At 70.4% G+C, this 25,214-nt stretch carries 23 protein-coding genes; 9 read left to right on the top strand and 14 right to left on the bottom strand.

Annotated features, from left to right (window positions below; genetic code table 11):
* Positions 1 to 362 precede the first annotated feature (362 nt).
* The gene (locus WME95_RS12305) at positions 363 to 1,487 is read left to right on the top strand and encodes a hypothetical protein (RefSeq protein WP_437908566.1); all 1,125 of its coding nucleotides are present in this window, start codon (positions 363 to 365) and stop codon (positions 1,485 to 1,487) included.
* Between the two features lie 197 nt (positions 1,488 to 1,684).
* Here WME95_RS12305 and WME95_RS12300 read toward each other — a convergent pair whose 3' ends face one another.
* Positions 1,685 to 2,383 (bottom strand): alpha/beta hydrolase family protein, encoded by a 699-nt coding sequence (locus WME95_RS12300; RefSeq protein WP_437908565.1) that lies wholly within the window; start codon positions 2,381 to 2,383, stop codon positions 1,685 to 1,687.
* A gap of 222 nt (positions 2,384 to 2,605) precedes the next feature.
* Between WME95_RS12300 and WME95_RS12295 the strand changes: the two genes are divergently transcribed.
* Positions 2,606 to 3,742, top strand: a complete 1,137-nt coding sequence (locus tag WME95_RS12295; RefSeq protein WP_437908564.1) for an L-type lectin-domain containing protein — start codon at positions 2,606 to 2,608, stop codon at positions 3,740 to 3,742.
* A 380-nt stretch (positions 3,743 to 4,122) separates the two neighbouring features.
* The gene (locus WME95_RS12290; protein ID WP_437908563.1) at positions 4,123 to 5,466 is read left to right on the top strand and encodes an endo-1,4-beta-xylanase; all 1,344 of its coding nucleotides are present in this window, start codon (positions 4,123 to 4,125) and stop codon (positions 5,464 to 5,466) included.
* Positions 5,467 to 5,630: 164 nt separating this feature from the next.
* On the opposite strand, the gene WME95_RS12285 is transcribed toward WME95_RS12290, so the two are convergent.
* Positions 5,631 to 6,161 (bottom strand): YkgB family protein, encoded by a 531-nt coding sequence (locus tag WME95_RS12285; RefSeq protein WP_437908562.1) that lies wholly within the window; start codon positions 6,159 to 6,161, stop codon positions 5,631 to 5,633.
* Positions 6,162 to 6,287: 126 nt separating this feature from the next.
* On the opposite strand from WME95_RS12285, the gene WME95_RS12280 reads away from it, so the two are divergent.
* Together WME95_RS12280 and WME95_RS12275 are read left to right on the top strand one after the other, a co-directional pair.
* Positions 6,288 to 6,929, top strand: a complete 642-nt coding sequence (locus WME95_RS12280; protein ID WP_437908561.1) for a sigma-70 family RNA polymerase sigma factor — start codon at positions 6,288 to 6,290, stop codon at positions 6,927 to 6,929.
* Positions 6,926 to 7,159 (top strand): hypothetical protein, encoded by a 234-nt coding sequence (locus WME95_RS12275; protein ID WP_437908560.1) that lies wholly within the window; start codon positions 6,926 to 6,928, stop codon positions 7,157 to 7,159. The genes WME95_RS12280 and WME95_RS12275 overlap by 4 nt, the downstream gene beginning before the upstream one ends.
* A 150-nt stretch (positions 7,160 to 7,309) precedes the next feature.
* Here WME95_RS12275 and WME95_RS12270 read toward each other — a convergent pair whose 3' ends face one another.
* The 11 genes from WME95_RS12270 to WME95_RS12220 all read right to left on the bottom strand — a co-directional run bounded on the left by WME95_RS12270 (position 7,310) and on the right by WME95_RS12220 (position 20,030).
* Complete coding sequence (locus WME95_RS12270) at positions 7,310 to 8,464, bottom strand: hypothetical protein (protein ID WP_437908559.1); 1,155 nt, start codon at positions 8,462 to 8,464, stop codon at positions 7,310 to 7,312.
* A 156-nt stretch (positions 8,465 to 8,620) separates the two neighbouring features.
* Positions 8,621 to 9,862 (bottom strand): FecR domain-containing protein, encoded by a 1,242-nt coding sequence (locus WME95_RS12265; RefSeq protein WP_437908558.1) that lies wholly within the window; start codon positions 9,860 to 9,862, stop codon positions 8,621 to 8,623.
* Positions 9,859 to 10,551, bottom strand: a complete 693-nt coding sequence (locus tag WME95_RS12260; protein ID WP_437908557.1) for an RNA polymerase sigma factor — start codon at positions 10,549 to 10,551, stop codon at positions 9,859 to 9,861. The genes WME95_RS12265 and WME95_RS12260 overlap by 4 nt, the downstream gene beginning before the upstream one ends.
* Positions 10,552 to 10,639: 88 nt before the next feature.
* The gene (locus WME95_RS12255) at positions 10,640 to 11,761 is read right to left on the bottom strand and encodes a hypothetical protein (protein ID WP_437908556.1); all 1,122 of its coding nucleotides are present in this window, start codon (positions 11,759 to 11,761) and stop codon (positions 10,640 to 10,642) included.
* A 52-nt stretch (positions 11,762 to 11,813) separates the two neighbouring features.
* Entirely contained in the window at positions 11,814 to 13,382 is a 1,569-nt protein-coding gene (locus WME95_RS12250) for a serine/threonine-protein kinase (RefSeq protein WP_437908555.1), read from the bottom strand.
* A 111-nt stretch (positions 13,383 to 13,493) separates the two neighbouring features.
* A complete protein-coding gene (locus tag WME95_RS12245) occupies positions 13,494 to 14,855 on the bottom strand; it encodes a formylglycine-generating enzyme family protein (RefSeq protein ID WP_437908554.1) in 1,362 nt (453 codons plus the stop codon).
* A 210-nt stretch (positions 14,856 to 15,065) separates the two neighbouring features.
* Entirely contained in the window at positions 15,066 to 16,229 is a 1,164-nt protein-coding gene (locus WME95_RS12240; protein ID WP_437908553.1) for an NAD(P)/FAD-dependent oxidoreductase, read from the bottom strand.
* Positions 16,226 to 16,960: a methyltransferase domain-containing protein gene (locus WME95_RS12235; protein ID WP_437908552.1), complete on the bottom strand. Its 735-nt coding sequence runs from the start codon at positions 16,958 to 16,960 to the stop codon at positions 16,226 to 16,228. Before WME95_RS12235 ends, WME95_RS12240 begins: the two co-directional genes overlap by 4 nt.
* 4 nt (positions 16,961 to 16,964) lie before the next feature.
* Positions 16,965 to 18,080: a type III polyketide synthase gene (locus WME95_RS12230; protein ID WP_437908551.1), complete on the bottom strand. Its 1,116-nt coding sequence runs from the start codon at positions 18,078 to 18,080 to the stop codon at positions 16,965 to 16,967.
* 217 nt (positions 18,081 to 18,297) lie between these two features.
* The gene (locus WME95_RS12225) at positions 18,298 to 18,690 is read right to left on the bottom strand and encodes a hypothetical protein (protein ID WP_437908550.1); all 393 of its coding nucleotides are present in this window, start codon (positions 18,688 to 18,690) and stop codon (positions 18,298 to 18,300) included.
* Positions 18,691 to 18,848: 158 nt separating this feature from the next.
* Positions 18,849 to 20,030, bottom strand: a complete 1,182-nt coding sequence (locus tag WME95_RS12220; protein WP_437908549.1) for a hypothetical protein — start codon at positions 20,028 to 20,030, stop codon at positions 18,849 to 18,851.
* Positions 20,031 to 20,713: 683 nt separating this feature from the next.
* Here WME95_RS12220 and WME95_RS12215 point away from each other — a divergent pair.
* From WME95_RS12215 to WME95_RS12200, 4 genes are all read left to right on the top strand, one after another.
* Positions 20,714 to 22,189, top strand: a complete 1,476-nt coding sequence (locus WME95_RS12215) for a basic secretory protein-like protein (protein WP_437908548.1) — start codon at positions 20,714 to 20,716, stop codon at positions 22,187 to 22,189.
* Positions 22,190 to 22,526: 337 nt separating this feature from the next.
* Positions 22,527 to 22,721 (top strand): hypothetical protein, encoded by a 195-nt coding sequence (locus WME95_RS12210; protein WP_437908547.1) that lies wholly within the window; start codon positions 22,527 to 22,529, stop codon positions 22,719 to 22,721.
* A gap of 581 nt (positions 22,722 to 23,302) precedes the next feature.
* Positions 23,303 to 23,605, top strand: a complete 303-nt coding sequence (locus tag WME95_RS12205) for an RNA recognition motif domain-containing protein (RefSeq protein ID WP_437908546.1) — start codon at positions 23,303 to 23,305, stop codon at positions 23,603 to 23,605.
* A gap of 305 nt (positions 23,606 to 23,910) precedes the next feature.
* Positions 23,911 to 24,093 (top strand): hypothetical protein, encoded by a 183-nt coding sequence (locus tag WME95_RS12200; protein ID WP_437908545.1) that lies wholly within the window; start codon positions 23,911 to 23,913, stop codon positions 24,091 to 24,093.
* Positions 24,094 to 24,241: 148 nt separating this feature from the next.
* Here WME95_RS12200 and WME95_RS12195 read toward each other — a convergent pair whose 3' ends face one another.
* Positions 24,242 to 24,901 (bottom strand): glutathione S-transferase family protein, encoded by a 660-nt coding sequence (locus WME95_RS12195; RefSeq protein ID WP_437908544.1) that lies wholly within the window; start codon positions 24,899 to 24,901, stop codon positions 24,242 to 24,244.
* Between the last annotated feature and the right edge of the window lie 313 nt (positions 24,902 to 25,214).

Raw genomic sequence — 25,214 nt, 5'->3', positions numbered from 1 at the left:
GCTGTGTGCCAAATGCAAGCCCTTCGAGAGCTCACGAAACCGCGTAGCACGCTTCCGGCGCCCGCACTCCCGACCGTTCCGCTATCACCTCCTTCTTTCGCCCACACCACACGCACCCGCAGCCACACGTGCGCATGGCTGCGCCCAAGACACCGCGAGGGTCGATCACCACGCTCGTAGCTCGTATCGTTGCTCGCGCCTGTCCGGCCGGTTGAGCATGGGGCGACGCTCACGCCGGAGCTGTCGCGCAGGGAGGTCGCGCGGGTGGCGCTGGAAATCAAGCAGCCTGTAGCGCTTCGGGTGGAGAGCCTCCCCCATTTTGGCTCTCCGGCCAGGCGCGGGGAGTGGTAGTCTCAGGGATCATGACAAGACTTCATTTCGCGACGCGTTGCTGCGCTGTGCTCGCAGCGCTCTGGCTGCCCGTCATCGCCTGTTCATCGGGCGGCAACGGCAACACCACGGGGAATGGCGCGGTCGCCCAGGGCGGCGGCGGCGCCGGCAGCGTCAGCAGCGTCATCAGCACCAGCACCGGCGACGATATCGGCGGCGAGATCGGGCTGACGAGCACGGGGCCGGGCGGCGACCCGCCGCCCGACGCCGGTCACCAGACGACCTGCGACGACGCCGGCAACTGCACCTGCATCAACATCGCGTCGATCGGCCGCGAAGGCGTCTGGGGCCCGTGCAGCAGCGACAGCACCACGGCGCTCCAGGATTGGCTCAACACGCAGAGCACGGCCCAGGTCGACAACTACAACCGGGAGAAGCCCACGCTCACGGCGGAGTTTCTCGCCAAGTACGACGTGATCCTCCTCCAGTGGATGGTGACGAAGGGCGCCCAGAACGACGACGGGGAACCGTGGCAGTTCTCGCCGGACGAGGTGAACGCGCTCAAGGACTGGGTCAACAACGGCGGCGGCCTCATCGCGCTGAGCGGTTATCAGTGCAATGGACAGGGATGCACCATCCACGACATCACGGCGACCAACCAGCTCCTCTCGTTCACCGACATCCAGTTCAATGCCGACGGTCTGATCGACCCTGCGCAGAGCGGCTGCGCGAACTGCAACTGCTGGGGCGGCTCGCTGCCGCTCGGAGGCGATCTCCCCGTAGCCGTGGGCACCTGGAACCAGGACACGCCGCTCGGCAGGAACATCCAGAGCGTGGGCGCCTACATCGCGCGCTCGATCAAATCGACGACCGCGACCGTCGACAGCACCGATGGCAGGAACAACTTCGCGGTGCACGAGGAGATCGGCAAGGGCCATGTCGTCGCGTTCGGCGACGAGTGGGTGACCTACTCGGGCCAGTGGCGCGGGACGGCCGCGTGCCTCAATCCGCAGATGTACACGGACCCGAACAGCCCCTGCTACGAGAGATCCGCGGCGCAGGTCTTCCAGATCTCGCAGTTCTGGTACAACGCGATCAAGTACGCGGCGTCGTCGGTCGAGTGCTTCACGATCGAGGACCCGGCGATCATCAATTGACGCCGCGCCGCGCGCGCGACGACGGCGGCTCATCGAGCGCGCCGCTCGTCGCGGACGGCCCGATCACACGGCGTGGAGCGTCCTCTTGAGCCCACGGCGCGGCCACCATAGGCGTTCACCACGCTTCTGGCCGCGTTCTCCTGCATCCGAACGTTTACGTGGTCGTGGCCGGCGCGCCGTGCGACGGGCCCTCGCCGTCACGGCGCCTTCGGGCGCGCGGCGAGGACCCGCGCCTTCAGCCAACCGTCGATCGCCAGGTCGATCTCCTCGAGCACGCTCTCCCTGGTCCGCCCCGCGGACTTGAGGAGATCGAGCGAGTGGTCGCCGCCCTCGATGACGTGCAGGCTGGCCCGCTGCCCGAGGCGCTTCAGGACAGGCCGGAGGAGCGCGAGATCACACAGCGGGTCGCGCGTGCCCTGAAGGAACAGGAGCGGCGCGGGGATCGCGGGCAGGTGCGCGTCCCGGAGCGGGGAGCGCTTGCCCGCGGGGTGGAGCGGATAGCCGAGGAACAGCAGCCCGTCCGCGCGGACGCCGCGGGCCGCGAGGAGCGACGCGATCCGCCCGCCCATCGATTTGCCGCCGATCACGAGGCGCTCCGGCCCGTCCTCGAGCACCCTCTCGATCGCCGCCTCGAACGCCTTCTCGAGGAGCGGCTGCCGATCGGGCGCCTTCCGGCCGAGCTCCTTGTAGACGAAATTGAAGCGGAGCACGGTGTGCCCGCGCGCCAGAAGCCGCCCGGCGACGTCGATGACGAGCGGCGCGTTCATGTCGTTGCCGGCGCCGTGGCCAAGGACGACGGCCACGCCGGAGCGCTTCGCCCGCGTCCTCGGGACGTGGATCACGCCCGAGACAGGGCTGCTATCGACGATCGGGATCGAGATGGAGCGCTCGGCCATGAGGCCCATCCATGCCATGGACCGGCACCGCTCGTCGAGGTGCACGCCGGTCGGACGCCGGGAGAGGGCGCGGCCGCGCCGTGTTCGGCAAGATCCCGACCTTCACCCCCGGGTTCCTGGAGGTGCGCTCGCCTCGATCTGGTAGGCTGCCGCGCAGGCGTGCTGGCGCGCGGGTGTTGCATCATCCACGCGCTCCGTGGCCGCGCCGAGGATCGAGAGCACATGCAATCTTCACAGCCACTCCGCGCTTCACACGCGGCGGCAGGCGCAGGCCGGCGAGCGCGCGCAAAGGCCCTCTTCCTGCTCCCGGCGCTCGCCGCCGCCGTGTCCATGTGCGGCGGCCGGAGCGACATCCTCCTGGAGCCCGGCCCCGACGAGCCAGGCCCGGAAGCGCCAGGCCCGGAAGCGCCAGGCCCGGACGAGCCTGGCCCGGGGTGCGTCCCGGCGCCGGAGGTGTGCGACGGCCTCGACAACGACTGCGATCGGATCGTCGATGAAGGCTGCCTTTGCGCGGAGGGGGAAGCACGGAGCTGCTACTCGGGCCCTTCGGGCACCCAGGGCGTCGGGGCATGCAAGGCTGGCGTTCAGGTCTGCTCCGGCAATGCCTGGGGTCCGTGCACCGGCGAGGTCGTGCCGGTGCACGAGGGCGCGTGCGACTTCGCCGACAACGATTGTGATGGGCAGACCGACGAGCACGCGTGCCCCGCTGGAACCGCCTGCGGCGTGAGCCTCGCAGCGGACATGGCCTCGCCGCCGGAGGGGTGGTCCTTCAATGGAGACGCCTTCTGGGATGCCGACACACTGGCTGGCGTGCTGACCGAGGACAGGCACGGGCAGGCCGGCACCATCATCTACCGGAATCCCATCGCCGCCGACGCCTTCACCGCAACGTTCGAGTTCCGCCTCGGCGAGGGCGACGGCATGGGGTTCATGCTCCAGACGACAGGAGAGACGGCCGTGGGTGAGCCCGGCGGCGGCCTTGGTATGGCCCGGCTCGCCGGCTACGGCGTCGAGCTCGACACCTACTACAACCTCAATTGCACAGATGCCTACAGGAACCACGTGGCCGTGGACAATCTCGCGGAGCCTTGCAGCGATGGCGTCCTCGGCTCGGTATCCCAGGCAGCGAGCAGCATCGCGCTCGGCGACGCCGCGTTCCATACGGCGCAGATCGAGCTCGACGAGGGCGTGGTGAGCGTGAGCATCGACGGCGTGCGGCTGATCCAGGGGTTCGAGATCCGCCGTTTCCCTGTCGGTTCGAAGTTCTTTTATGGCTTCGCCGCGGGCACGGGAGACGCCACCGCGCGCCAGGAGATCCGGAATGTGAAGATCACGTTCCCCTCTCCCCGCTGCCTCTGAACGCCGGCGCCAGAGGACGTTTCGCCGCGCGATCGTCGAGGTCTGCGGCGACCTCCTGCTCGTTCCGGGGAGCAGGTGCGCCCCAGCAGCAGGTGCACCCCAGGAGCACGGCGAGCCGCGTGTGGGGCGCCCTACCGACTCGGTCTCGGGCGCACATTATCCCCATGTCAAAATTCTGGAACGGCTCTGGAATTCCCTTCCGGAGCCCCTTATCCTTCGGGTCCGCCTCGTGAAGCTGTATGCTTGGGAGACAGCGGCCCGATATACTGCCGGTTCGGCACCACCTCGGGTGCCGCCCGCGCGCGACCGTGGACCCGCGGATGATCAAGGCACCAGGTCGCGTGAGTTAGTAAATACATTTTACTTTGGAGCATGCGAGCATGAGATCAGCACCCTTTACACTTCTCCTCTCGGCGTTCCTGTGTGCAGCCGGCTGCTCGGACAGCGGTGAGGGCAATGGAGACGAGACGAGCGGCAGCGGCGGCGCGACCGGCGCCACCAGCGGCGGCACGACGAGCGGCACCCCCAGCGGCGCGACGACCGGCACCGGCGAGACGACGAGCGCCAGCAGCGGCGCGACGACCGGCAGCGGCGACACGACGAGCGCCAGCAACGGCGCGACGAGCGGCACCGGCGGCGGCGCGACAACCGGCGGCGGCGCCGGCGGCGAGGGCACGGGCGGCAGCGATGGTACGGGCGGCGGCGCCAGCGCCAGAGTCCCCGCGGCGAGCGCCAGCACGCTGAGGGAGGCCGGTGAGAAGGCGAACCCCCCGCTGCTGATCGGAGCGGCCATCTCCGGCGGTGGTCTCGGTAACAACGACTACAAGCGCGTCGCCGCCGCCGAGCACAACTACGTGACGGCGGAGAACGAGATGAAGTGGGACGCGCTCGAGCCCAGCGCGGGGAATTTCAGCTGGGGCTCCGCGGACAACATCGTGAACTGGGCGCGCCAGAACAACATGAAGGTCAAGGGCCACACCCTGGTGTGGCACAGCCAGCTGCCTGGCTGGATGAGCTCGATGACCGGGAAGGCCAACGTCGAGGCTGCCATGCGCAGGCACATCGTCCAGGTGATGGGGCACTTCAAGGACCGGCTCGACCACTGGGACGTCGTCAACGAGGCCGTCCAGACCGACAGCGACACCGGGGTCGGCAATCCTCGCATGAGGCCCACGGTGTTCTACAACCAGATCGGGGCGGACTACATCGACCTCGCCTTCCGGATCGCGAGAGAGCAGGATCCGAAGGCCAAGCTCTATTACAACGATTACAGCATCGACGCGCGCAACGACAAGGTCGAGTTCGTCTACAACATGATCAAGGGCATGGTCGATCGGGGGGTCCCGATCGATGGCGTCGGGTTCCAGATGCACATCGGTCCGCCGAACAACGAGGCCACTGGCGCGGATGTGGCGGCGAACTTTAAGCGCTTCACCGACCTGGGCCTGGAGGTGCTGATCTCCGAGATGGACATCAACCGCTGCGGCGGCGTGGTCACGGCGGAGGAGCAGCTCACGTACTACCACGACATCGTCGCGGTCTGCTTCAAGGAGCCCAAGTGCACCGCCGTCACCTTCTGGGGGATCAACGACGGCAGGTCGTGGCTCAACAGCTGGAGCGGGGCGCTGTGCAACGGGCAAAGCTCGCAGTCGCTGCTCTTCAACGACCAGTACGGGAAGAAGGAGACCTACAACAGGGTGATGAACGCCCTGCTGGGCAAGTAGCGTCCTCCGCGAGCGCGGCGGCCACGGCGCCGGGGGGCCACCAGGTCACATTGTCAGAGAAAAATTGAACAGGGAGGCGGGGAGACGGGGAGATTGATGGGATTTTACTCCCCGTCTCCCCGCCTCCCTGTGAATCTCCCCGAACAACTCGGGGGGATCGAGCCCTACGCCTCGCGACCTGCAGCGCGCAGCGCCTCCCCGAGGGACCAGACCGAGATCGCCAGCAAGGCCACGTCCTTGATCAGGAACTGACCGAGCGCGCCGATCGCGGGGAACCCGCCGAGCTCATCCGCCCACACCCCGGGCGTCGTGATCAGGAAGCTCAGCGTGCTCAGGAACGTGAGCACACCCAGCAGGCTGCCGGCGGCCGCGATCCGGGCGAACCACGGCCGGGACAGGATCGCGAGCCCGATCGCGATCTCCGTGACGCCGAGCAGGTTGGACATCCCCTGGACACCCAGCACAGGATACGTCCACGAGAACAGCGGGCTGTTCTCGATGAACGGGCGGATCGCCTGCGCCTCGATCCCCGTGAACTTCATGCCCCCGATCCACAGCAGCGTGAGCGCCAGACCCGCGCGGAGCAGGCGGCCGCCGACGGCCTCGATCCGGACGCCCCACTCGGCTAGGCTGGGCTCGGTGCGGTTCGTAACCTGGATGTCGGCGAGCTGGACGGTACGATCGGTGGTCGACATGGTGGCCTCTCCCTCGTGGATTCGGTCGCTCGGGGCTGCCTCGTCGGCGGCCCCGTCTCCGTCCCTGAGACGCCACGGGGGCTCCGGCTCTTACCTCCGGAGGGAGAACCTTCTCGAGGCGGCCGGATGAACGAGCGGGAGAACGAGGAGTGGTTGCGGCTCCTCCGCGAACCTGGCGCGCAGGCGAGCGCCGCCATCGCCGATCTGCGACACGTCGTGCGGGGAGGCCTGCAGCGGGCGCTGGCTGGACGCGCCGGCGTGGGGGACGCCCAGATCGACGACCTGACCCAGGACGCCACGCTGAAGGTGCTCGCCACGCTCGATTCCTTCCGCGGCGCCAGCCGCTTCACCACGTGGGCGATCACCATCTCGATCCGCGTGGCGCTCACCGACCTGCGGCGAGCTCGCTGGAAGGACGTGTCGCTGGATCAGCTCACCGAGAGCGCGGGCGAGCCGAGCGCTGCCGCGACGCCCGACGCGAACGCCCATGTGGCCAGGGAACGGATGATCGCCGCCCTGTACCAGGTGCTCGATACCGAGCTGACCGAGCGGCAGCGCCGGGCGTTGATCGCCGAGCTCAAGGGCATGCCCCAGACCGAGGTCGCCGCGCAGCTCGGGATGAACCGGAATGCCCTGTACAAGTTGACCCACGACGCTCGCCGCAAGCTGCGACAAGGCCTCGCCGCGGGCGGCTTCAGCGAGGACGACGTGAGAGAAGCGTTCGAACTCCCCTCCCAGGAAGGGATGCCCCCGAGAGGAGCGCCATGAAGCGCCTGTCCCAGGAAGAGATCCGCGATCTGGCCTCGGCCGTCCTCGCGACGAAGCCCGACGAGCTGACCTGCGACGAATGGCTGGAACACGCGCCGCGCTACGCCGAGCTCGTCGCGGAGGGCGCGCCGGTGCCGGAGGCGCTGCGCAAGGCCGCGCAGCACCTCGACCTGTGCCCCGAGTGCGCCGAGGAGCTGCGCGCCTGCCTGCTCGCGCTGGCCGCGCGCTGACCTGGAGCGCCTCACGCCTCAACCCGTCACGGGAGCAGCCCGAGCCTCTCGTGCTGCGGGCTCCCCTCCGGCGGGCGGAACCGAGGACCATGGCCTCGCTCGTCAGCACCTCCCTGGCGCCGGCGCGCCGGCGCCAGGGACATCACCGGCTCACTGCGGGATAAAGATCGGCTTGCACACCCCGCTATCGCAGACGTCGCTGTCCGAGCAGCAATCCGTGTTGGCCTTGCACGCCGCACCCGACTCCTTGCATTCCTCGCCTCCACCCGGATCCTCACCTGCATCGCTGCCCCCGCCGCCGGCGGGCGGGTCGTCTCCCTCACACGTCGTGTCGCACGGCCCCCGCGTCACGGTGACCGTGTCCGACGGGTACTTGCTCGGAGAGGCGTGCACGTAGCTGATGGTCGCGTCGCCGAAGCCCGCCGCGCCGAACGCCGAGGCGCTCACCCACACGTCGTAGACAACGCGGTAATCCCAGTTCGGCGTCTCCGAATTGGGGGTGTAGTTCTCGTCCGTCTCCGGGGAGTCTTCAAGGTACGCGCCGTACCCGCACGCGTTGAGATCGCGGTCGAGCGAGGTGGTCGCCGCGACGACGGCGCCGGCGTCTCCGAGGAGCATCTTGCCCTCTCCGCCGACCACGCCGAGCGACGCATAACCGGAGGGGCTCGCCTCGTCGACCGAGATGTAGTCGACGTAGAAGTCGAGCACGAGCTCTCCCTCCCCGTTCGTCAGCTGGAACTGGGCCTTGTCGCTGCCCACGAGATCCTTGAACGTGTGGCCCCCGTGCCCCTTCGGCTTCGGCGCGTCACCGGGCTTCGGCGCGTCACCGGGCTTCGGGCCGCCAGGCTGCGCGCCGCCGGGCTCCTCGCCGTCGCCCCACCCGATGGCCGTCTCGCCATACGTGTTGTCGACGAACGCGGGGTTGAGCGTCAGCCGCACGTGCACGAGCTCCTCGCTCTCGGCGATCTCGACGACCCGCTCGACGAAGGCAATCGGGGTCGTCGGGTTGTTGTTCGTGTAATAACAGTCGACCTGGGCGGTCCCGTCCACGGGGACGCCCCGCGCGCTCGCGCCGCACGACAGCGGATCGAGGTCCGCGGTGATGGAATCGCCGGCGCCCGACATGCCGGATCCCGGGAAGCTCGGCGCCGGCGCGCTGCCCTCGCCGTCCGAAGGGACGCAGTCTTCCCCGGAGATGATGCGGCCGTCCGCGTCTCCTGTGCCCGATAGGGAACAGCCCGCGCCGAAGGCCGCGAGCGACAACAGCCCACCACAGAACCACCCTGTCAACGCGAATGAACGCATCGGGATCCTCCCAATTGGAAAGAAAGCACGACCTGGAGCGCAGCCGGCGAACCCGATCGCCGGCGCGATGATCTCCTCGATGAAGTGAAGGTCGCCGGAGGCGCCGGGAGCAGGCAGGGTTTCGTCAAAAATCGACACCGCCCCGCGCGCGGGCGCTCAGGGGCGAGCGCCGCCGGGGCGGGAGGAGGACGTGGCCTCCTCGCGCCCGAAGCCCTGCGGGTAGTCCTTGAGGTACCGGCGCGCCTCGGCCGCCGTCCGGTCCTTGTCGCCGAGCATCTCGATCGCGCGCAGGCGTTCCACGCGGGCGATCTCGGCCAGCGGCGAGTCCGGGTAGCGGCCGAGGAGGAGATCGAGCCGCTCGATCGCCCGCCTCGGCTGCCCGCGCCGCCGCGCCGCCATCGCGCCCTGGAGCAGCTCGTTCTCGGCCGTGAGCGAGGCGCGCGACGGGGCCTGGCGCGCGTCGCGCGGCGCGCGCGGCTCCCCCGCGCCGCCCTCGCCTGCCCCGTCGCCCCTGCCGCCCTCGCCGGCGGCGCTGTCCTGTCCGGGGTCGCGAGGCGGCGCCGGCGCGTCGCCCGGGCGTCCCTCGGCGGCCCGGTCCGACCGGCGCTGCTCGTCGCGGGACGACCACGTCTCGCCTGGGCTCAGGAAGCGCTCGACCTCGCCGCGGTGCACGGCGACCCGCCCTTCCACGACCGACACGCGCGTCTCGGCCGGCTCTCCCGCGGTATCGGGCCGCCGCTCGACGGAGAAGCGCGTCCCGTGCACCGTGACCACGGCGTCCGACGTGCGCACCGACAGGCTCGTGCCTGCCGGGAGCGGCGGGACGTCGACGGCGATCCTGCCCTGCTCGAGGGCGACGACGTCACCTGCGCGGTCGCGCCCGGCGCCCACCGGCGCGAACCTCACGCGCGTCGAGGGCCCGACCTCGACGGTGGCGCCCGTCGCGAGCGACGCCTTCGCCCGCGCGCCCTCGCCGGTCCGGAGCTCCTCGTCGCTCGCGAGCGGCACGAGGGCGAGCGACGGCGGCGAGCGGGTCGCGCCCCCGGCCGCGATCTCGACCGAGCCCTGGAGCGCCGTCACCTGCGCCGCGGCGGGCGGGGCGTCGCGCGGCCGGACCACGACGAAGACGCCGGCGGCCGCCGCGGTCAGGGCGGCCGCCAGCGCCGCCGCGCCCAGGGCGGCCCGCTTCCGCCGGGCGGCGCGGGCGCGCTGCTCCGCCGCGTCGGCGACGAGCTGGTCGATGCGGCCGGCGATCCGCTGCTGGAGGTACCTCGCCTGGATCCTGGGCAGCGGCGGCACCGGCTGCTCGACCAGCGCCCGCAGCGAGGCCTCCACGCCGTCCACGCCAGCCGCCGCGGCGCGATCCTCCGGGGTGGTGTCAACGTCGTCCTGCTTCATCGTGGCTCCTCGGGTCCAGCGGGGTCGCGTCGCGCCGCCGCCTCGGGTTCAAAGCGCGCCTGGAGCTCCCGCCGCCCCCGCGACAGCCGCGACTGGGCCGCGGCCACGGAAACACCGGTCAAGTCAGCGATTTCCTTGAGAGAATAGCCCATGGCGTGGAGCAGCAGCGCGGTCGCGCGGTCGCCGTCCATCGCGGCGAGGTGCCGGCGCAGGGCCTCGAGATCGCGCTGCGCGCTCACCTCGCGCTCGGGATCGGCGCCCTGCGAGGGCGGCTCGGGCCCGGCGCCAGGCTCCGGCGACCCCGGCGTGCGATCGATGACCTTCCGCTCGCGCCGGCGGGCGCGCAGCGCGCTCAGCCCGACGTGGCAGGCGATGACGGACGCCCAGCCCGCCAGGCTGCACTCCCCCGCGAACCGCTGTTTGGTAAGTGTGCTCACGATCTGCTCGAACGCGCCCTGCACGAGGTCGGCGTGGTCCTGCTCGCGGCAACCCAGGATCCGGTACAGGGTCCGGTCGACGGCCGGCAGCAGGTGCTCGTAGAGCCGCAGGCCGATCCCTCGTTCCCCGCGCTGGAAGGCGAGCAGGATCTCCTCGTCGCTGGCGGGCGCGGGCGAGGGCTCGCCCCCGGCGCCCTGGCTGGAGACGAGCCTGAGCCGGCGGCTGGGGGGGTGGGGCTCGGCGGTTCCCATGCTCAAGGACAGTAGCCGGTCCGCCCGAAAGCAGGCTGAACGGCGGAGGATCTTCCTCGATCCCGCCGCGGAGGCGCTGCGGCCAGCGTCAGAAGCCCCCTCTCGCGCCGAGGACTGCCCCCGCCGGCCCTGCCTCCAGCACCCCTGCGCTGACCCACGTCCGGCGCCCGCTGGACGCCGCGCCGGTGTGCTTCGGCTCGGTCAAGTACAGCACCGCCGCCGCCCCGAGCCCGGCCAGCCCCACCCCGAAGGCGACGGTGCTGACCTGGGCCATCGTGATCGCGCTGTTCCCGGCGTCGACCCCTGCCGCGTCGCAGTCGCCCGGGTCCTTGAACCCGATTTTGCTGCCACAGTGCTCGGCGATCACACCTTTCTCGCCGAACACGAGCGCGCCCATGACGCCGCCGAGCACGAGCCCCGCCGCCCCGAGCCCGCCCGCCACGTAGACGGCCGTCCGGCGGGCTGCCGGGGCCGCCGGCACGTCCGGCCCGACCGGGGCAGGCGCCGGCGCGATCCTGGCCATGGCAGGCGCCGGCGCGGCTCGGGGCGCGGCCGGCGGCGGGGCGGCCGTCGGCGGCGCGGGGGCGCCGGGAGCCGGCGTTCCGTTCAGCTCCAGCGTCAGCTTCCTTGTCTCGCCCTCGGCGATCGTGATGCGTCGTTCCCGGGCGGGCCCTCCCGGGGCCTCGATCGACAGCACATGCTCTCCCGGGTCCACGGGCAAGGGAATGCCGAGCGCGGCCTCGCCAAGCACGAGGCCGTCGCGCCTCACCACGGTCCCGGCCGGTGCTCCCGGCGGCAGCGAGAGCGCGAGCCGCGGGACGCGCGGCGACAGCTGGTCGCGCCGCCGTCTGGCGAGCTTCGGCCGCTCGCCCTGACGGGCCCCCTGCGCGGGCGTCATCCGCTCGAACAGCGCGAGGTACTCCCCGAAGCGCGTCACCGCGGTGGCGATGCGGCCCCAGTCGGCCTCGCACGCCGCCAGCGTGAAGAGCGTGCCTGGCTGAGGATCGAGGCGCTCGCTCTCGGCCAGGGCCCCGCAGCCCGTCTCGTAGCGGCCTGCCTGCATGTCGGCCAGCCCTCGATTGAAGAGCTCCTCGGCGGCCGCGATGTCCCGCGCCGCTGCGGAGATGTCCTGCGCCGTCGCGGGAACAGAGAGGGAGAGCAGGCCGATGACGGCGAGGAGATGCGTTGAGCGGCGGAACCAACGGGACATGCTCTGACACTCGGCAGGTAAGGAGACCTAGAGGTGCGGGCGGAGATGCAGGTCAATACCGCCCGTAGGGGGAAGTCGATGCCGGCTTCGACGGGGGCTGCTTCTTGTCGCTCGGAGATGGCCTGGCTCCGGTCGGCGCCTTCGGGCGGAGCGCGGTGGGAGCGGGGGTCGTGGAGGCCGGCACAACCGCCGGAGGCGGCACACGCGGGGCAGCGGCGCTCGGTGCCGCCGCCGCGGAGGGCGGCGCCGGTGCCGTGGCGCTCGACGCCGGCACGGCGGCGCTCGGGTCCGGCGCGGCAGCGCTGGATGCCGGCGTGGCGGGGGTCGGCGCTGCTGATGCCTTCTTTTCCGGCGTCGCCCGTCCTGGCTCAGGCGCTGCCGCGTTCGCGCTCGCGGAGGCGGCGTCCGTCGCCGCCGCCGGCTCGTCCCCGCGGCCGGCGCGCAGCGCGAGCCCGGCGCCCAGCACGCCGAGCCCCAGCACGCCGAGCCCCAGCACGGTGAGCGGCCCGCGGCCGGGTCGTTGCGGTCGTGCCGGCGCGGCGGCCACCGCGGCGCCGGTCGACGTCCCCGCGAGCCCCAGGCCGGAGGAGCGCGCGTCAGGCTCCTGGCCCGGGCTCCTCGCCGGCGCAGGCTCGGTCGTCATCAGGGCGGCGATGGGAGGCATCGGCACGGTGGTGGCGGGGTAGACACCCGGCGAGGACGGCGCGCTCGGGAAGGTCCCCCGGTTCCCGGCCGCCGGAACGCCGAGCACCTCGCCGAGGGCCTGCACCGCCTCCATGGCCCGGCCGAACCGGGCCGCCGGATCGGGCGCCGTGGCGCGGGCGAACCACGCGTCGAAGCCCGGCGGCAACACAACGCCTTGCGAGCGCGCCCGCTGCACCGCCGGCTCCTGCGGGCCGCGGGCGGCCACCATCGCGAACGCGAACACGCCGTCGGCGCTGCTCGCCTCCGGCGTCCAGTACGGGGTGCCCACGAGCAGCGTGTAGGCGATCATGCCGAGCGCAAAGATGTCCGCGGCGGCGGTGAGCTTCGTATCGCCGTGGAACTGCTCGGGAGCCATGTAGATCGGCGTGCCGATGCTGCCGGTGGCGCCGGCCCTTGTCGCGCCGTCGGCGACGAGCTTGGCGATGCCGAAGTCGAGGATCTTCACGCGGACCGAGCCGTCCTCCCGCTGCGTCAGGAAGAGGTTCGCGGGCTTGAGGTCGCGGTGCACGATGGACGCGGCGTGCGTGCGCTCGAGGGCCAGCGCCGTCTGGTAGACGTAGGTCATCACCTCGGCGGGCGGCAGGCGACCGGCGCGCGTGAGGCGCTCACCGAGCTCTTCGCCGCGGAGCAGCTCCATGACCAGGAACGGCATCCCGGTCGCCTCGTCGACGCCCGCGTCGAAGACGTCGACGATGTACTCGCTCTCGACCTTCGCCGTGATGCGCGCCTCGCGCTTGAAGCGCTCGCGCATCTCCTCGCTCTGGAAGAGGTGCGGGTGCATGACCTTGAGCGCCCGGTGGCGATCGGTCTCGAGGTGAATCACCTCGTGGACGGCCCCCATTCCGCCGGCGGCGATGAGTCGCACGACGCGGTAGCGGCGCGCGAAGACGGTCCCCTCCGCAAGTATGACCGACACGGCGGGAGGCTCTCGCGCCGGCCGGGCGGCGTCAAGGAGCCAGGCGGCGCGGGCGCCTCCGCCAGCGAGCCGCCATGCTCGCTGTCAAGGCAGGCGTGGAGGAGGCGATCGCTACCGCGTCTTCACGCACCGGGCCCCGACTACGTAGTGGCGTTCGGACGGGTACCCGCGGATGCGGCTCCAAGAGGGCAGGAACGTCGCCTCATCGAAATAGCCCCCGCCCCGGACCGCACGGGTCGAGGCGTCGGCCAAACTGGCACAATCATCGCATGGGTTGGGATAAGGTGCGTGCGAGTCCAGTACCCACTCCCACAGGTTTCCGCTCAGGTCCGCCTGCCCCCACTTCCCATCTCCCGCCGGCGACCGCGACCCGGCCGGCTGGATATCGCCGGGCTTACAATCGCCGGGCGCTGACCCGTCCCCAGTGCAGTGATACACCGCATGGCTCGGATCGGGCAGCGTCGAGCTTGCCGGCGTCGACCACGGGTACAGCCGCTGCTCGATCCCTCCGGCCGCCGCGTAGTTCCACTCCGCCTCTGTCGGCAGCCGGCCCCCATCCCACGCGCAGAACGCGAACGCCTCGTACCAGCTCAGGCAGTTCATCGGCAGGTGCTCGTTCCCGCCGGGCTCATCCGTCCAGGTCTGGTCGGACGACTTGCACCCCGCGACGGCGGCCTTCAACGCCGTCGCATCTGCAGGCAGATTGCTGTCCCAACCCGCATCCCAGCCGGTCCCCTCGATAAGCGGGTGCACCCCCTCTCCCGCCACAGGACGGCTCCCGGGATACGCCTCCACGAACCTCCGGAAACGCCCCACCGTCACCTCGAACCGATCCAGCGAGAACCCGCTCACCGTCGCTCGATACGCCGGATTGTTGTCCCGGTTGAAGGTGCCACCAGGCACCGCCTCGCTCGCGCAGCAGTCCTCGTCGCCCGCTGGCCCGCACGTCGTCGCCATCCCGACACAGCTCGGCGGTGTCGTCCTGCACGTCCCTCTGCTGCAAAGGGGCGCTGCCTCTTGGCACGGCGCCGCGTCCTCCCACTGCCCGCGCACATCGCACCGCTGCGGCCGGTTCCCCCAGCAGCGAACGACCTCCGGGCGGCACTCCCCGACGCACGTCCCCTCCACGCATGCCTGCCCATCGCACTCCGTCCCGCCCGGCGTGCACGCTGCGCCGCCTCCGTCTCCCCCGCGCCCGCCGGCGCCCGCGCCGCTGCCGGTCCCGCCGCCCCCCTCCCCGCCGGTCCCGCCGCCCGCGCCGCTGCCGGTCCCGCCGCCCGCGCCGCTGCCGGTCGTGCCGCCCCCCTCCCCGCCGGTTCCGCCGCCCGCCGCCCCGCCGGTCCCGCTCCCACCACTACCTCCTTCCGGCACACGATAGCTGTCCTCCAGCCCCGCCAACGTGGCACACCCGCCCGCCGTGAGCGCCCACGCCGCCCACAGCCATCTCGCGCGCTCGCTCTTCCTCTTCTCCATATCTTCCCCTAAGCCGCCGCGCAGCCGCTGTCCACCGCCGCGCGTGATCGGCTTTGCCCTGCTCCGCGAGCCGGCCTGCATGCGCTTCGCAGCGTGCGCGCTCCCCGCGCAGCGTCGATTGATCGAATGCACTGCTCGCGGAGCGCTCATGTCACTCGCGCCCGACCCCGACGTCGCCGCCTGGTGCGCAGCGCGATCGAGACCGGCTTCCTAGCGTGTCGCGCAGAGCGGCCCGAGCCCGCCCTGCAACGCGGCGACCGGCAGCCCTCCGCGCACGAGCGCCGCCTCGGACACGCGCGTGCACCCGGCCACGGCCGCCATGAGGGCCGGGCAGAGGCGCGCCGCCGCGCCGAGCGCCGCCTGGCCGGGCCGCCGCACGAGGCCGTGAGAGAGGCCGGTCGCGAGCAGCACCTGCGCGAGCACGTCGCGCGAGAGCCGGCGCTGGAACGCCTCCGCGCTCGCCCCTTCGAGGTACGCCGTGGCCGCGAGCCGCGCGCTGTGCAGCGCGATCGACATGCCGTCTCCAGAGAAGGAGGGGATGACCGCCGCCTGATCGCCGAGGCGCCAACTCCCGTCCGCGCGGCGCTGGACATGGCCGTACGGGATCGCCGAGAGCGCGAGCGGCCGCTCCCGGCACGGCTCCGCGCCCGCGAGCCGCGCGTCGAGGTGCGGCGACCCCTCGCGCATCGCGCGAAGGAGGCGGTCCCAGCGCCGCCCGAGCGCGGCGAAGCGGCTCTTGCGGACGAGGAGACAGAGGTTCGCCCGGCCCCCCTCGACCGGCTGCAGACCGGCATAACCGCCTTCGAACAGCACGAGCTCCACGTGCCTGTCGAGCTCCGCCGCCTGCCGCGGCGACAGCCGCCAGTGCAGCTTGAAGGCGACGAGATCGTCCTGCAGCCCGGAAGGCCGCCTCAGGCCCCGGACGTCGTGCTTGCCGGTCGCGAGGAACGCGGCGCGCGCCTCGATCGCGCTGCCGTCCTCGAGCCGCGCGCCCCAGCCCGCGCCCGCCCGCGTGAGCGCCTGGACCCGGACGCCCCGCCGGATCGACGCGCCCGCCGCCGCGGCGCGCGCGAGCAGCGCCTCGTCGAGCACGCGGCGCGACAGGCTGAGCGCGGAGAACGGCAGCGCGGCGGCCGCGACCCGATCGCGCTCGACCAGGCGCACGGCCTCGATAGGCACCGCGCCGAGCGCCCGCAGATCGAGCCCGAACGAGGCAAGGTAGAGCGCGGCCTCGCGCGACAGGAACTCGCCGCAGACCTTGTCCGCCGGGCTGGCCTCGCGCTCGATCAGCGCGACCTCGCGCCCCGCCTGCGAGAGGAGCAGCGCGACCGCCGCCCCGGCCAGGCCTCCTCCGACGACGACAGCGTCGTTCACGGAACCTTGAGCCTCCCGACGGTGAGCCGGAACGGCATCCACCATCGAACCTCGACGGCGCGCGGATCGAGCCCGGCCTCGGCGATGAGACGCCGCCAGTCGCTCGCCGAGAAGGCGCGGGCGATCGACACAGGGCCATCGTGCTGCACGAAGCGGTGCCAGCCCGCGAGGCGCGAGAGGTGGCGGAAGAAATGATACGGCAGCGGGTGGCGGTGCAGATCGTTGACGAACCAGCCGAGCCGCGCCTTTGCCTCCATCCAGGCGAGGAAACGGACGACCCCCGGATCGGGGAGATGATGCGTGAAGAGCGAGCTCAACACGACATCGATGCCGCCGGGCGGCTCGTACGCGAAGGCGTCGGCGGTGACCCAGGTGATCGGGCGGCCCGGCGGAGTCGCCTCGGCGGCCGACCGCCGCGACCACGGGTTGAGGTCGACGCCGGTGAGCGAGACGGCGATGCCGCGCTCTCTGGCCCACGCGTCGATCCGCCGCAGCATGTCGCCGTGGCCGCTGCCGACGTCGATCACCTCCAGCGGCCGGTTCTCGGGCAGACCGCGCAGGCCGCGCGCGACGAGGCGCTCGAGGAACGCAAACGTCGGCCGGTAAGCGAGCGTCAGCCGGTTGACCTGCGCCAGATCGACGAGGCAAGCGCGGAATTCCTCGAAGCCCACGGCCTGGGTATCCATCAGCTCGTCGAGCGTGGATCGACGCGAGAAGTCGAGGGCGCTCATCGGTCTAGGCCGTATGGAACAGCATCGTCTCGGCGGTCAAACCCGGACCGAACGACATGGCGCATCCGCGCATGCCCGGCCGCGCGTGAGCGACGATCGACTGGAGCACGAACATGAGGGTCGCCGAGGACATGTTGCCGAAGCGCGCGAGCACGTCGCGCGACGCCGCGAGCGCGACCGGCCCGAGCTCGAGCGCGTGCTCGACCGCGTCGAGCACCGACCGCCCGCCGGGGTGCACCGCCCAGAGGTCGATCTCGCCCGGCGCGGCGCCGTCGAGGATCGCACCCGCGGCGGCCTTGAGCCCCCGGTCGATCGCGCCCGGCACGCGGCCGGACAGGAACATCTCGAAGCCGAGGTCGCGGATGTTCCACGTGATGAGCTCGCGCGTCCCGGGCACCACGACGGCGTGGAGCCGGTCGAGCGCGAGCCCTGTAGGCTCGGCGCTGACCACGGCCGCGGCGCAGCCATCGCCGAACAGGAGGAACGACAGCACCTGATCCATGGCGATGGCCTCCTGCAGGTGCAGCGTGCACAGCTCGACGTTCACCACGAGCACGCGCGCCTCGGGCGCCGACCGCACGATATGCCGCGCGAGCTTCAGCGCGTTGATCGCCGCATAACACCCCATGAAGCCGATCATCGTGCGCTCGACCGATGGATCGAGGCCGAAGCGCTCGACGAGATCGAGGTCGATGCCCGGCGCGGAAAAGCCGGTGCACGACGTCACGATGACATGGGTGATCCGGCGCGCCGTGCTCCCGAGGTCGAGTCCGGAGACGGCCTGCGCGGCGAGCTCCGGCGCGTGCTTCTCGTACAAACGCATGCGGTCCGCGGTCGTCGGGAAGCTGCCGCGCAGGTAGAACCGCCCCGCGTCGATCGAGGCGCCGCCCACCTCGACGCTCGGGGCCAGCACGGAGAACCGGTGTGAAATCTGCGCCTTGTCCGCCATCCGCCCGAACAGCACGCGGCTGCGCTCGTCGCTGAACAGCGTGCTCGCGAAGCGGACAAAAGAGGAGTGCACGTCATGCGGCGGCACGGCCGTGGCAATGCGGTTGATGTAGGCGGTTGCCGGCGACCGTCCCTTTGCGGCCGAGCCTCGGCCGGCATCCTCGCCGTGCACCAGGCCTCCTCGTGAGTCGTTAAAATTGGTCACGCTCGCAAGGAGCAGGCATCGAGTATGCCACCTGCGGTGTTGCGCTGCCGACCGACGGAGGGGGAACGTGGCGTCCGCGACGTCGACCCTGCGTGGCCGACGGAGACGTCGGCCGCTGTCATGGCGGCGCCGTCGTGAGCCGGTCTGCCGCCGTTCACGACGCCATGGTGCGCCCCGCTGCCTGTCAGCTCCCGAAGGCCGCGAACCGCCCCGTCCGCGCCTGGATCACCTCGTCGAGCCAGCGCAGCAGACCCGCCAGCGGCGGCTGCTCCTGCGCCTCCCGGTGCCATCGTTGGATCTCGCGGCGCCCGGAAGGCGTCTCGATGTCGAAACCAACCTGCGTCTCCCCGGGGACGCCCATTCGCTTCGGCGCCGCGTCCACCGTCGCGGCAGAGGCCAGCAATCCATCGAGCGCCGCCAGCTCCGACTCCGACAGGGGCTCCGGTCCCCGGTGGATCTCCTCCCCGAGCGCCTGGCCCGCGAGCGTCACGCTCCCCCCGGCGTCGACGCTCACCACCCACGCGCCGAACCGCCCGTTCGGGCCGTACGCCGCGCCGCCTCGGAAGACCATCCTCATGACGAGCATTGTGCCCCGTCGAGCCGAAGCTGAACAGCGTGGAGTCGACGGCGTCCCGGCGCCCCACGGCCAGTACCGGAGAGCACGTCGGCCTGATGGATCCGAGTCCTGCGTCCGCTCTCCCGGAGGCGGCCGCGGGACGGCCGCCTCCGGGCAGGTCAGCAGGCGTGGAACAGGTTCGCGAAGTAGGTCTGCGTGAACTGCGTGTCCACGAGAGACCCGCTCGCGTTGAAGCACCGGACACCGACGTCGAGCAGGTCCGGATCCGAGGCGGGAGTGCTCCAGCCGGTCACGTTGCAGTATTCGGGACCCGTGCCGTACGCGGTGGCCAGGGCCGCCCCGCTCGGGACCGCCGTGCCGCTGCCCATCTCCGGATACTTGATCAAGTAGCGCCCGGTCGAGAGCCGCTGCGCGGTGAGGATCTCCGTGATGTCGTTGCACTCGGACGTGATGCGGTGGTGCTGGAACGTGAGCGAGGGTGTGTAGCTCGCCGCGGTCGGGTCGTGCGCCCACACGAAGCCGCCGCTCTCGGTCGCTGCGTCACGCACGTCGCGGATGTACCTGAGCGAGAAGCGCGAGTCCGCCGGCGCGCCGCCCGGACCGAAGCAGCGCACCTCGACGTCCGTGTCCGTCCCCACCCGCTGCCATTCCGCCGTCTTGCAGTACTCGGCCCCGGTCCCATACGCCGTCACGAGCATGGAGCCGCCGTCCGACGCCTGCCCGGCGAGCGTGACGATGTAGCGGCCCGTGCGGGTCCGGTTGACGGTCGACGGCGCGCCCCACTGATACGTCGGCGAGGGGGTGAACACATCGGTGCTGGGCCGGTCTACCCACACATAGGCTCCGTCGCTTGAGACCGCCGTGCCCCCCGCGAAGCGAGCATACGAGACGATGAAGGGAGAGTTCGCCGCCTGGCCAGCCGCCGCGTGGCAACGGATGTTGACCTGGAGCGCCGCCCCGGCGGTCCCCCACGAGGCCACCTTGCACCGCTGGCCGTCTCCCCCCGCCGCGTTCACCTGGACGTTGCCGCCGCTTCCGCTCAGGCCATCGAACGTGGCCGTGTACACCCCGACGCCGGAGCTCACGACACGCGTCGCGCCCCCGGACGAGTTGAACGATCGCACCGGGACGAGCCCGGATCCGTTGTAGAAAGCCCAGCCGGCGGCGTCGCCCGAGCGCAGCGCTTCTTCGCTCGCATCAACGCTCTCGTCCGCGGGATCTTCCACCATGGGCTCCTCCGCCGGCGCGGCGGCGCACGCCGGCACGGCCGCCACGAGGAGCAGCGCGAGAACGGACCGGGGACCACGGCGGAGCGACTCGATCTTGAGATTCGTCTTCATGTGTTTCTCCATGGCTGCCATCGCGGCCTTCTCTGGCCGCACGACCCGAGGGCGGAGCTCCGCTGTCCAGACGACAGCTGCTCTGCCCTCCTCTACGTCGGGCGCCGTCCCCACCATTAGCAACGGGTGTACCAGCGCGATCGGGCCGAAAAGCCGGGGCATCGCGCCAGCCGTGAAGCGCCGTTGCGCGCGCCGCTGCGCAATTGCGCGGGCGCTCGCTCAACGCGCTCCATGTCGTTGCTCTCCCCGCCGCCCTGGCTGCCTGCAGCTACGTCGAGATCCCCCGCACGACCCTGCAGACGTCACGTTCGTAGGATGCTTTCCCCCCTTCGAGCCGCTTCCCGCGTTCTGCCCAGAACGAGCAACTCTTGCAGCCCGCCTCCCACGCCGCTGCGGTTCGTGATTTCGTGCTGAGCCATGGGTGCCTTCCTTTCGCCGAGCCTCGGGCTCGCCGGGAACGTAGGCTTCGTCGCAGCGCCGCGGGAGTAACAAAGCTGTCGCGATTCGCGATGCGCGCGATGTGAAGTAATGTAAAGGGTGCTTGAATCGATGGACCCCGGAAGCATTGATGGGCTGGCGGGAGCCTATCGCGATGGCTCCCGTCCTGGCGTGCTCGCGGCGAGCGCATGAATCCGACGACTCGCTCGCGTGGGTACGCCCTCTAGACGCGCACAACGAGGAACATGACACGATCGATTCATCACAGTACACGCAAGCTGCTGAGCCGAGCGAGTCTGCTGCTGACGTGCTGGGCGCTGAGCGCCTGCGCCGTCGCCGGGGAGCCCCATGAAGAGGCCCCGGTCGAGACAGCCGAGCTCGCGCTGACGCAGCAGGACTCGGTCTTCGGGTTCGAGAACGTGGCCGACTGGACGGCCTCGGACGGGATCCTAGAATCCTCGACGCACCACACGGAGGGCGCGGCCGCGCTCGGGCTGCGCGACTTCTCGTACGCGGAGCTGACCTCTTCGGCGCTCTCCACCCTGTCGGGCGTCACGGACGAGCTCGCGCTCGACATCCGGGTCCCCGTGAGCTCGGTCTGGGGTCAGGTGCACATGTACGTGAGCAGCCCGACGCTCGGCTTGAACAGGGCCTGGGTGGGCCTGGCCTCGCTGGAGAACGTGCCGGTAAACACGTGGAGCACGCTCTCGTTTGCGGTGCCGGCTCACCTCGAGAGCGCGTTTCAGCAGCAAGTTTCGGATCTCCGGATCACGCTGGCGCTGAACGTGCCGCGCTCCAGCACGGCCACCGTGCTCGACAACCTCCGCTTCGAGGGGGGCACGCCAACTCCGGCTTGCGGCGACGGCAGCCCCTACACCCTCAACGTCACCACCGTCCCAAACTTCAATGACGTCATCCTCGAGGACATGATTTGCACGTTCTACACCGTGTACCCGCAGCTCGTGCAACGCTTCAACCCGGCCGCGGCCACCACGGTGGGGCTGCACATCACCGACCAGCCCGGCATCGCCTGGGCGAGCGGCACCAACACCTTCTACAACAGGCAGTTCATGCTCGACAACCCGCTGGGCGCGGACGTGGTCGTGCACGAGACGATGCACGTCGTCCAGCTCGGGTACTGGGGCGAGGTCCCCGGCTGGATCATCGAGGGGGGCGCCGACTATGTGCGTGACGCCTACGGCCTCAAGAACGAGGAGGCCGGCTGGTCCATCCCGAGCGGGTGGACGTACGGGTCGCATTACCTCTTCGGCTACGGTGATGCGGCCGCCTTCTTCAAATGGATGGACGCGACGTACCGCGTGGGCCTGCCGCCAGTGGTCGACGCGCTCGACGACATCCTGCGTCAAGGGGAGTACTCGAGCGAGACGTGGGTCGACTTGACGGGCTACGATCTGGAGACCCTGTGGCAACAGTACTCGAACTACAACGCCCCGCCGCCTGCCACCTCGGGAATCACCGTGTACGAGCACGACGCCTTCGGCGGCAGGGCGGTCGTGCTCGACCGCGGGCAGTACGACGTTCTCGACATCCGCGCTCGCGCGATCGCAAACGACTGGATCTCCTCGATCCAGGTGCCCCCCGGCTACACGGTCACGGCGTACTACGACGCAGGGTATACCGGCACCTCGGTGCAGTACACCTCCGATGCCCCAACCCTGGGCGCCATGAACGACAAGATCTCCTCCATCGTCGTCGAGTGATGGCCTCGGGCGTTATCGCCGAAGCGCTCTCCTGAGGCTCCCCCCAGGGCTACCCCTCCACCTCGGCCGCCGCCCCCGAGCGCGCCTCGGAGCATCGAGGACGCGCGGCTCGGGGGAGTCGGCGATCCGGATCTGAAGGCCACCGCACGCGGCGAGCTGGAAATAGGGCTTGATGGAGTAGCCCGAGCGGACACGCTGCGCCTCTCCTTCGTCACCGCTTCGGTGGAGCAGAACGACGCTGGGATCGCGGCGTTCGCCGCTAACATCCGCGAGAACCTCGCGAGGACCACGCCATGCTCAAGATCGGGGCCGCACCTCCTCTATCAACGCGCGTAAGGTGGTGTTCACCGCGCAGCCGCTGCATCTGCCCTTCGAATGCATCGACGCCGGCGCAACCTTCAGGATCACGAGGACGCCGGAGTACCTGGCGCGCAACCCGAACGCGCTGGTGCCCACGCTGGAGGACGACTACTTCCGTTTCCAGCAGGTCGACTTCTTCACCGAAGTGCCCGGGCCTACACGCGCTTCTTGATTGACATGATGGCGCGGCCTGCGCGGAATGACGCCCGCGCCCGAGTGCGCCTCGTCGAGGGGTGCGCGCATTTCTTCGAGCCTACGCACCCAGCCGCCCAGGCCAGCCTCGACCCCTCGCGTAGCGCATGATCGTGAGCTCACCGGTTCATGGCAGCGCACCGGACACCTTGACGAGGTCTTGGCTGGGTACAGGGGAGTACTTCTGGAGCCCGGCCACGGCGGCGGGCTCATCACTGGCGGCTCGGCGCCGACTTCTGCAAGAGCTGTCCGCGCCTTTGCCTTGACTTCTCGCAGATCGTCCGGGACGCGCCGCGCATCGAAGAAGCCAGCACGGTACCGCTTGCGCACCACGCCGTGTTGGAGTACCCTGCCCTCCTCACGACGTCACTGGCTCTCTACACGATGCTTTCTCTCCCTCTTCGCGGGGAGACGTTGCTCGCGCGGATGACTGGACGACGCACCGTGTGCCTGCGCGAGATTCGTCGCGCGGCACGTCATCGTTCGATCCGCAACGGCTTCATCGAATGACGGGCGAAGAGCGCTCACGAGCGCAACTGCAGGCCGTGAAAGCAACGTTCCATGGGTAATCGTCTTTACGTCGGCAATCTCTCGTACAACACCACGCGCGAGTCCCTCGAGAGCGCGTTCGCCGGCAGCGGCGAGGTCCGCGAGATCTCGATGCCGACCGATCGCGAGACCGGCCAGCTGCGCGGGTTTGCGTTCGTCACGATGGGCTCGGCCCAGGATGTGAACAGCGCGATCTCGCAGCTCAACGGCTTGATGCTCGACGGGCGCGCGCTCAAGGTCAACGAGGCGCAGGAGCGCCCGGCCGGCGGCGGCGGGCGCGGCGGCTTCGGCGGCGGCGGGCGCGGTCGTTACTGATCGCGCGGCTCGTCCAGTCGAAACAGGGCGGCGGACCCGAAGGTCCGCCGCTTTTTTTGCCACCCCGGGAACCTGCACGCGAGCCAGCCGAGCTCGAGCGGGCCAGCGAGCCGCGGGAGAGGGCCTCTCCGCGTGCTCGTCTCGTCGAACTTGCCAGAGAAACCAGGCTGCTCGTATAAAGTGTGGGCACACGCTCCGGCACGACCGCAACCACATGTCGGTCTGTCCGGGCGTGCGCCCACAGATCTCACCGAGAAGCCTATTTCAGGACGCTCGATCAAGGGCGTCCTGAGGCTGGAGTCATCATGCAACGACAGACCGCGTTGAAGCGCCAGAAAGAGCGCGCCCGTATCGAGAAGCAGCGCGAGAAGACGGCGAGCCGCCTCCAGCGCCGCAATGACAAGGGATCGAGCGGCGGCCTGGCGCCGGGTGAAGATCCGGATATCGCGGGCATCGTCCCAGGACCGCAGCTGCCCGCCGTCGATTGAGCCCGGTCACCGCGCCGCGCTGCTCCGCGCGGCGCAGGTCGCGAGCCGGATGAACTCGGGTTTGACCACACTTTCCAGCTACGGGCCTGCCGTCGCCAATTGTTCCTCCCGAGGAGTTTGGCTTTGAAGGCCTTGACCATTCACAGCTTCAGGCTGCGACTGGAGCGTTTCGAGCGTAGTCCGCCATTTGGTCGCGCAAGGCCTTTTGGAAGGCTGGCCGCGCCTCACAGCGCTTGACGTAGGCGTCGAGCACGGGAAACTCGGTCACCAGGTCTGTGTGCCGAAGGAACCTCAGCACGGTCGTCATCAGGACGTCCGCCGCGGTGAAGCGATCGACCAGATAGTCGCGCCCGTCGAGCCAAGCGGAGAGCGCGCCCAGCCGAACTTTCACCGCATCCACAGCCGCGGGACGCCGCAGCTTCGCCCACTGTTCCTCGCTGTGCTGCAGGTCCATCGCGAAGAGGTTCTGGATCGGCAGCTCAACCGTGTTGAGCGCGGCGAACATCCAGGCGACCGTGTTGGCGCGGTCGTGCCGATCGGGGGGCATCAGAGCCTCGGAGTCCGCAGCGATGTGATGCACGACGGCGCCCGATTCAAACAGCCCCCGACCATCCGCCTCGAAGGCCGGCACCATTCCGAAGGGGTGCTTCTGACGGTATGCGTGCGAGCTCCGCTCCCCGCCATCGATCAGTCTGACCTCATAGGGAAGCCCGGCCTCCTCGAGCGCCCAGCGCACGCGCAAGTCGCGAACAAGCCCCTGCGCGAACGGCGGAGCCCAGGGCAATCCCGTAACGGTGATCTTATCCATTTGAATTCTTTGCCTCTGTGGAGCTGTATTCCTTGGAGATGGCGCCGATCCTCGGACGATCTTCGCTCATGCTCTCGAGCGAAACATCGTTCTTCGTCGTGCAGAAACCGGCATGCATCAGGCGAATCCGGATGCCGTCGTGGACTTTGGTGAGCGTCCACGTGACGACGGTCTCTCGAACAAATCGCGGAGCGACGCGCGGCCGCTCGGCCCACGAAGACGTACTCCTTGTCGATCTTCATCCAGGGGAGTTCGTGCCGCTCCGCGGAGAGCGCGTCGCGTGCTCACGCGCCGCCCGCCGGCAACGAAAGGT

The organism is Sorangium sp. So ce327 (genome assembly GCF_051530205.1).
In the GTDB taxonomy this organism is placed as follows: domain Bacteria; phylum Myxococcota_A; class Polyangia; order Polyangiales; family Polyangiaceae; genus Sorangium; species Sorangium cellulosum_B.
This window is presented reverse-complemented; position numbering and strand designations above follow the sequence as displayed.

Coding starts and splice junctions, on each gene's coding strand:
- WME95_RS12305 (WP_437908566.1), top strand. CDS start 363: ATGACAAGACTTCATTTCGCGACGCGTTGCTGCGCTGTGCTCGCAGCG.
- WME95_RS12300 (WP_437908565.1), bottom strand. CDS start 2,383: ATGGCCGAGCGCTCCATCTCGATCCCGATCGTCGATAGCAGCCCTGTC.
- WME95_RS12295 (WP_437908564.1), top strand. CDS start 2,606: ATGCAATCTTCACAGCCACTCCGCGCTTCACACGCGGCGGCAGGCGCA.
- WME95_RS12290 (WP_437908563.1), top strand. CDS start 4,123: ATGAGATCAGCACCCTTTACACTTCTCCTCTCGGCGTTCCTGTGTGCA.
- WME95_RS12285 (WP_437908562.1), bottom strand. CDS start 6,161: ATGTCGACCACCGATCGTACCGTCCAGCTCGCCGACATCCAGGTTACG.
- WME95_RS12280 (WP_437908561.1), top strand. CDS start 6,288: ATGAACGAGCGGGAGAACGAGGAGTGGTTGCGGCTCCTCCGCGAACCT.
- WME95_RS12275 (WP_437908560.1), top strand. CDS start 6,926: ATGAAGCGCCTGTCCCAGGAAGAGATCCGCGATCTGGCCTCGGCCGTC.
- WME95_RS12270 (WP_437908559.1), bottom strand. CDS start 8,464: ATGCGTTCATTCGCGTTGACAGGGTGGTTCTGTGGTGGGCTGTTGTCG.
- WME95_RS12265 (WP_437908558.1), bottom strand. CDS start 9,862: ATGAAGCAGGACGACGTTGACACCACCCCGGAGGATCGCGCCGCGGCG.
- WME95_RS12260 (WP_437908557.1), bottom strand. CDS start 10,551: ATGGGAACCGCCGAGCCCCACCCCCCCAGCCGCCGGCTCAGGCTCGTC.
- WME95_RS12255 (WP_437908556.1), bottom strand. CDS start 11,761: ATGTCCCGTTGGTTCCGCCGCTCAACGCATCTCCTCGCCGTCATCGGC.
- WME95_RS12245 (WP_437908554.1), bottom strand. CDS start 14,855: ATGGAGAAGAGGAAGAGCGAGCGCGCGAGATGGCTGTGGGCGGCGTGG.
- WME95_RS12235 (WP_437908552.1), bottom strand. CDS start 16,960: ATGAGCGCCCTCGACTTCTCGCGTCGATCCACGCTCGACGAGCTGATG.
- WME95_RS12225 (WP_437908550.1), bottom strand. CDS start 18,690: ATGAGGATGGTCTTCCGAGGCGGCGCGGCGTACGGCCCGAACGGGCGG.
- WME95_RS12220 (WP_437908549.1), bottom strand. CDS start 20,030: ATGAAGACGAATCTCAAGATCGAGTCGCTCCGCCGTGGTCCCCGGTCC.
- WME95_RS12215 (WP_437908548.1), top strand. CDS start 20,714: ATGACACGATCGATTCATCACAGTACACGCAAGCTGCTGAGCCGAGCG.
- WME95_RS12205 (WP_437908546.1), top strand. CDS start 23,303: ATGGGTAATCGTCTTTACGTCGGCAATCTCTCGTACAACACCACGCGC.
- WME95_RS12200 (WP_437908545.1), top strand. CDS start 23,911: ATGCAACGACAGACCGCGTTGAAGCGCCAGAAAGAGCGCGCCCGTATC.
- WME95_RS12195 (WP_437908544.1), bottom strand. CDS start 24,901: ATGGATAAGATCACCGTTACGGGATTGCCCTGGGCTCCGCCGTTCGCG.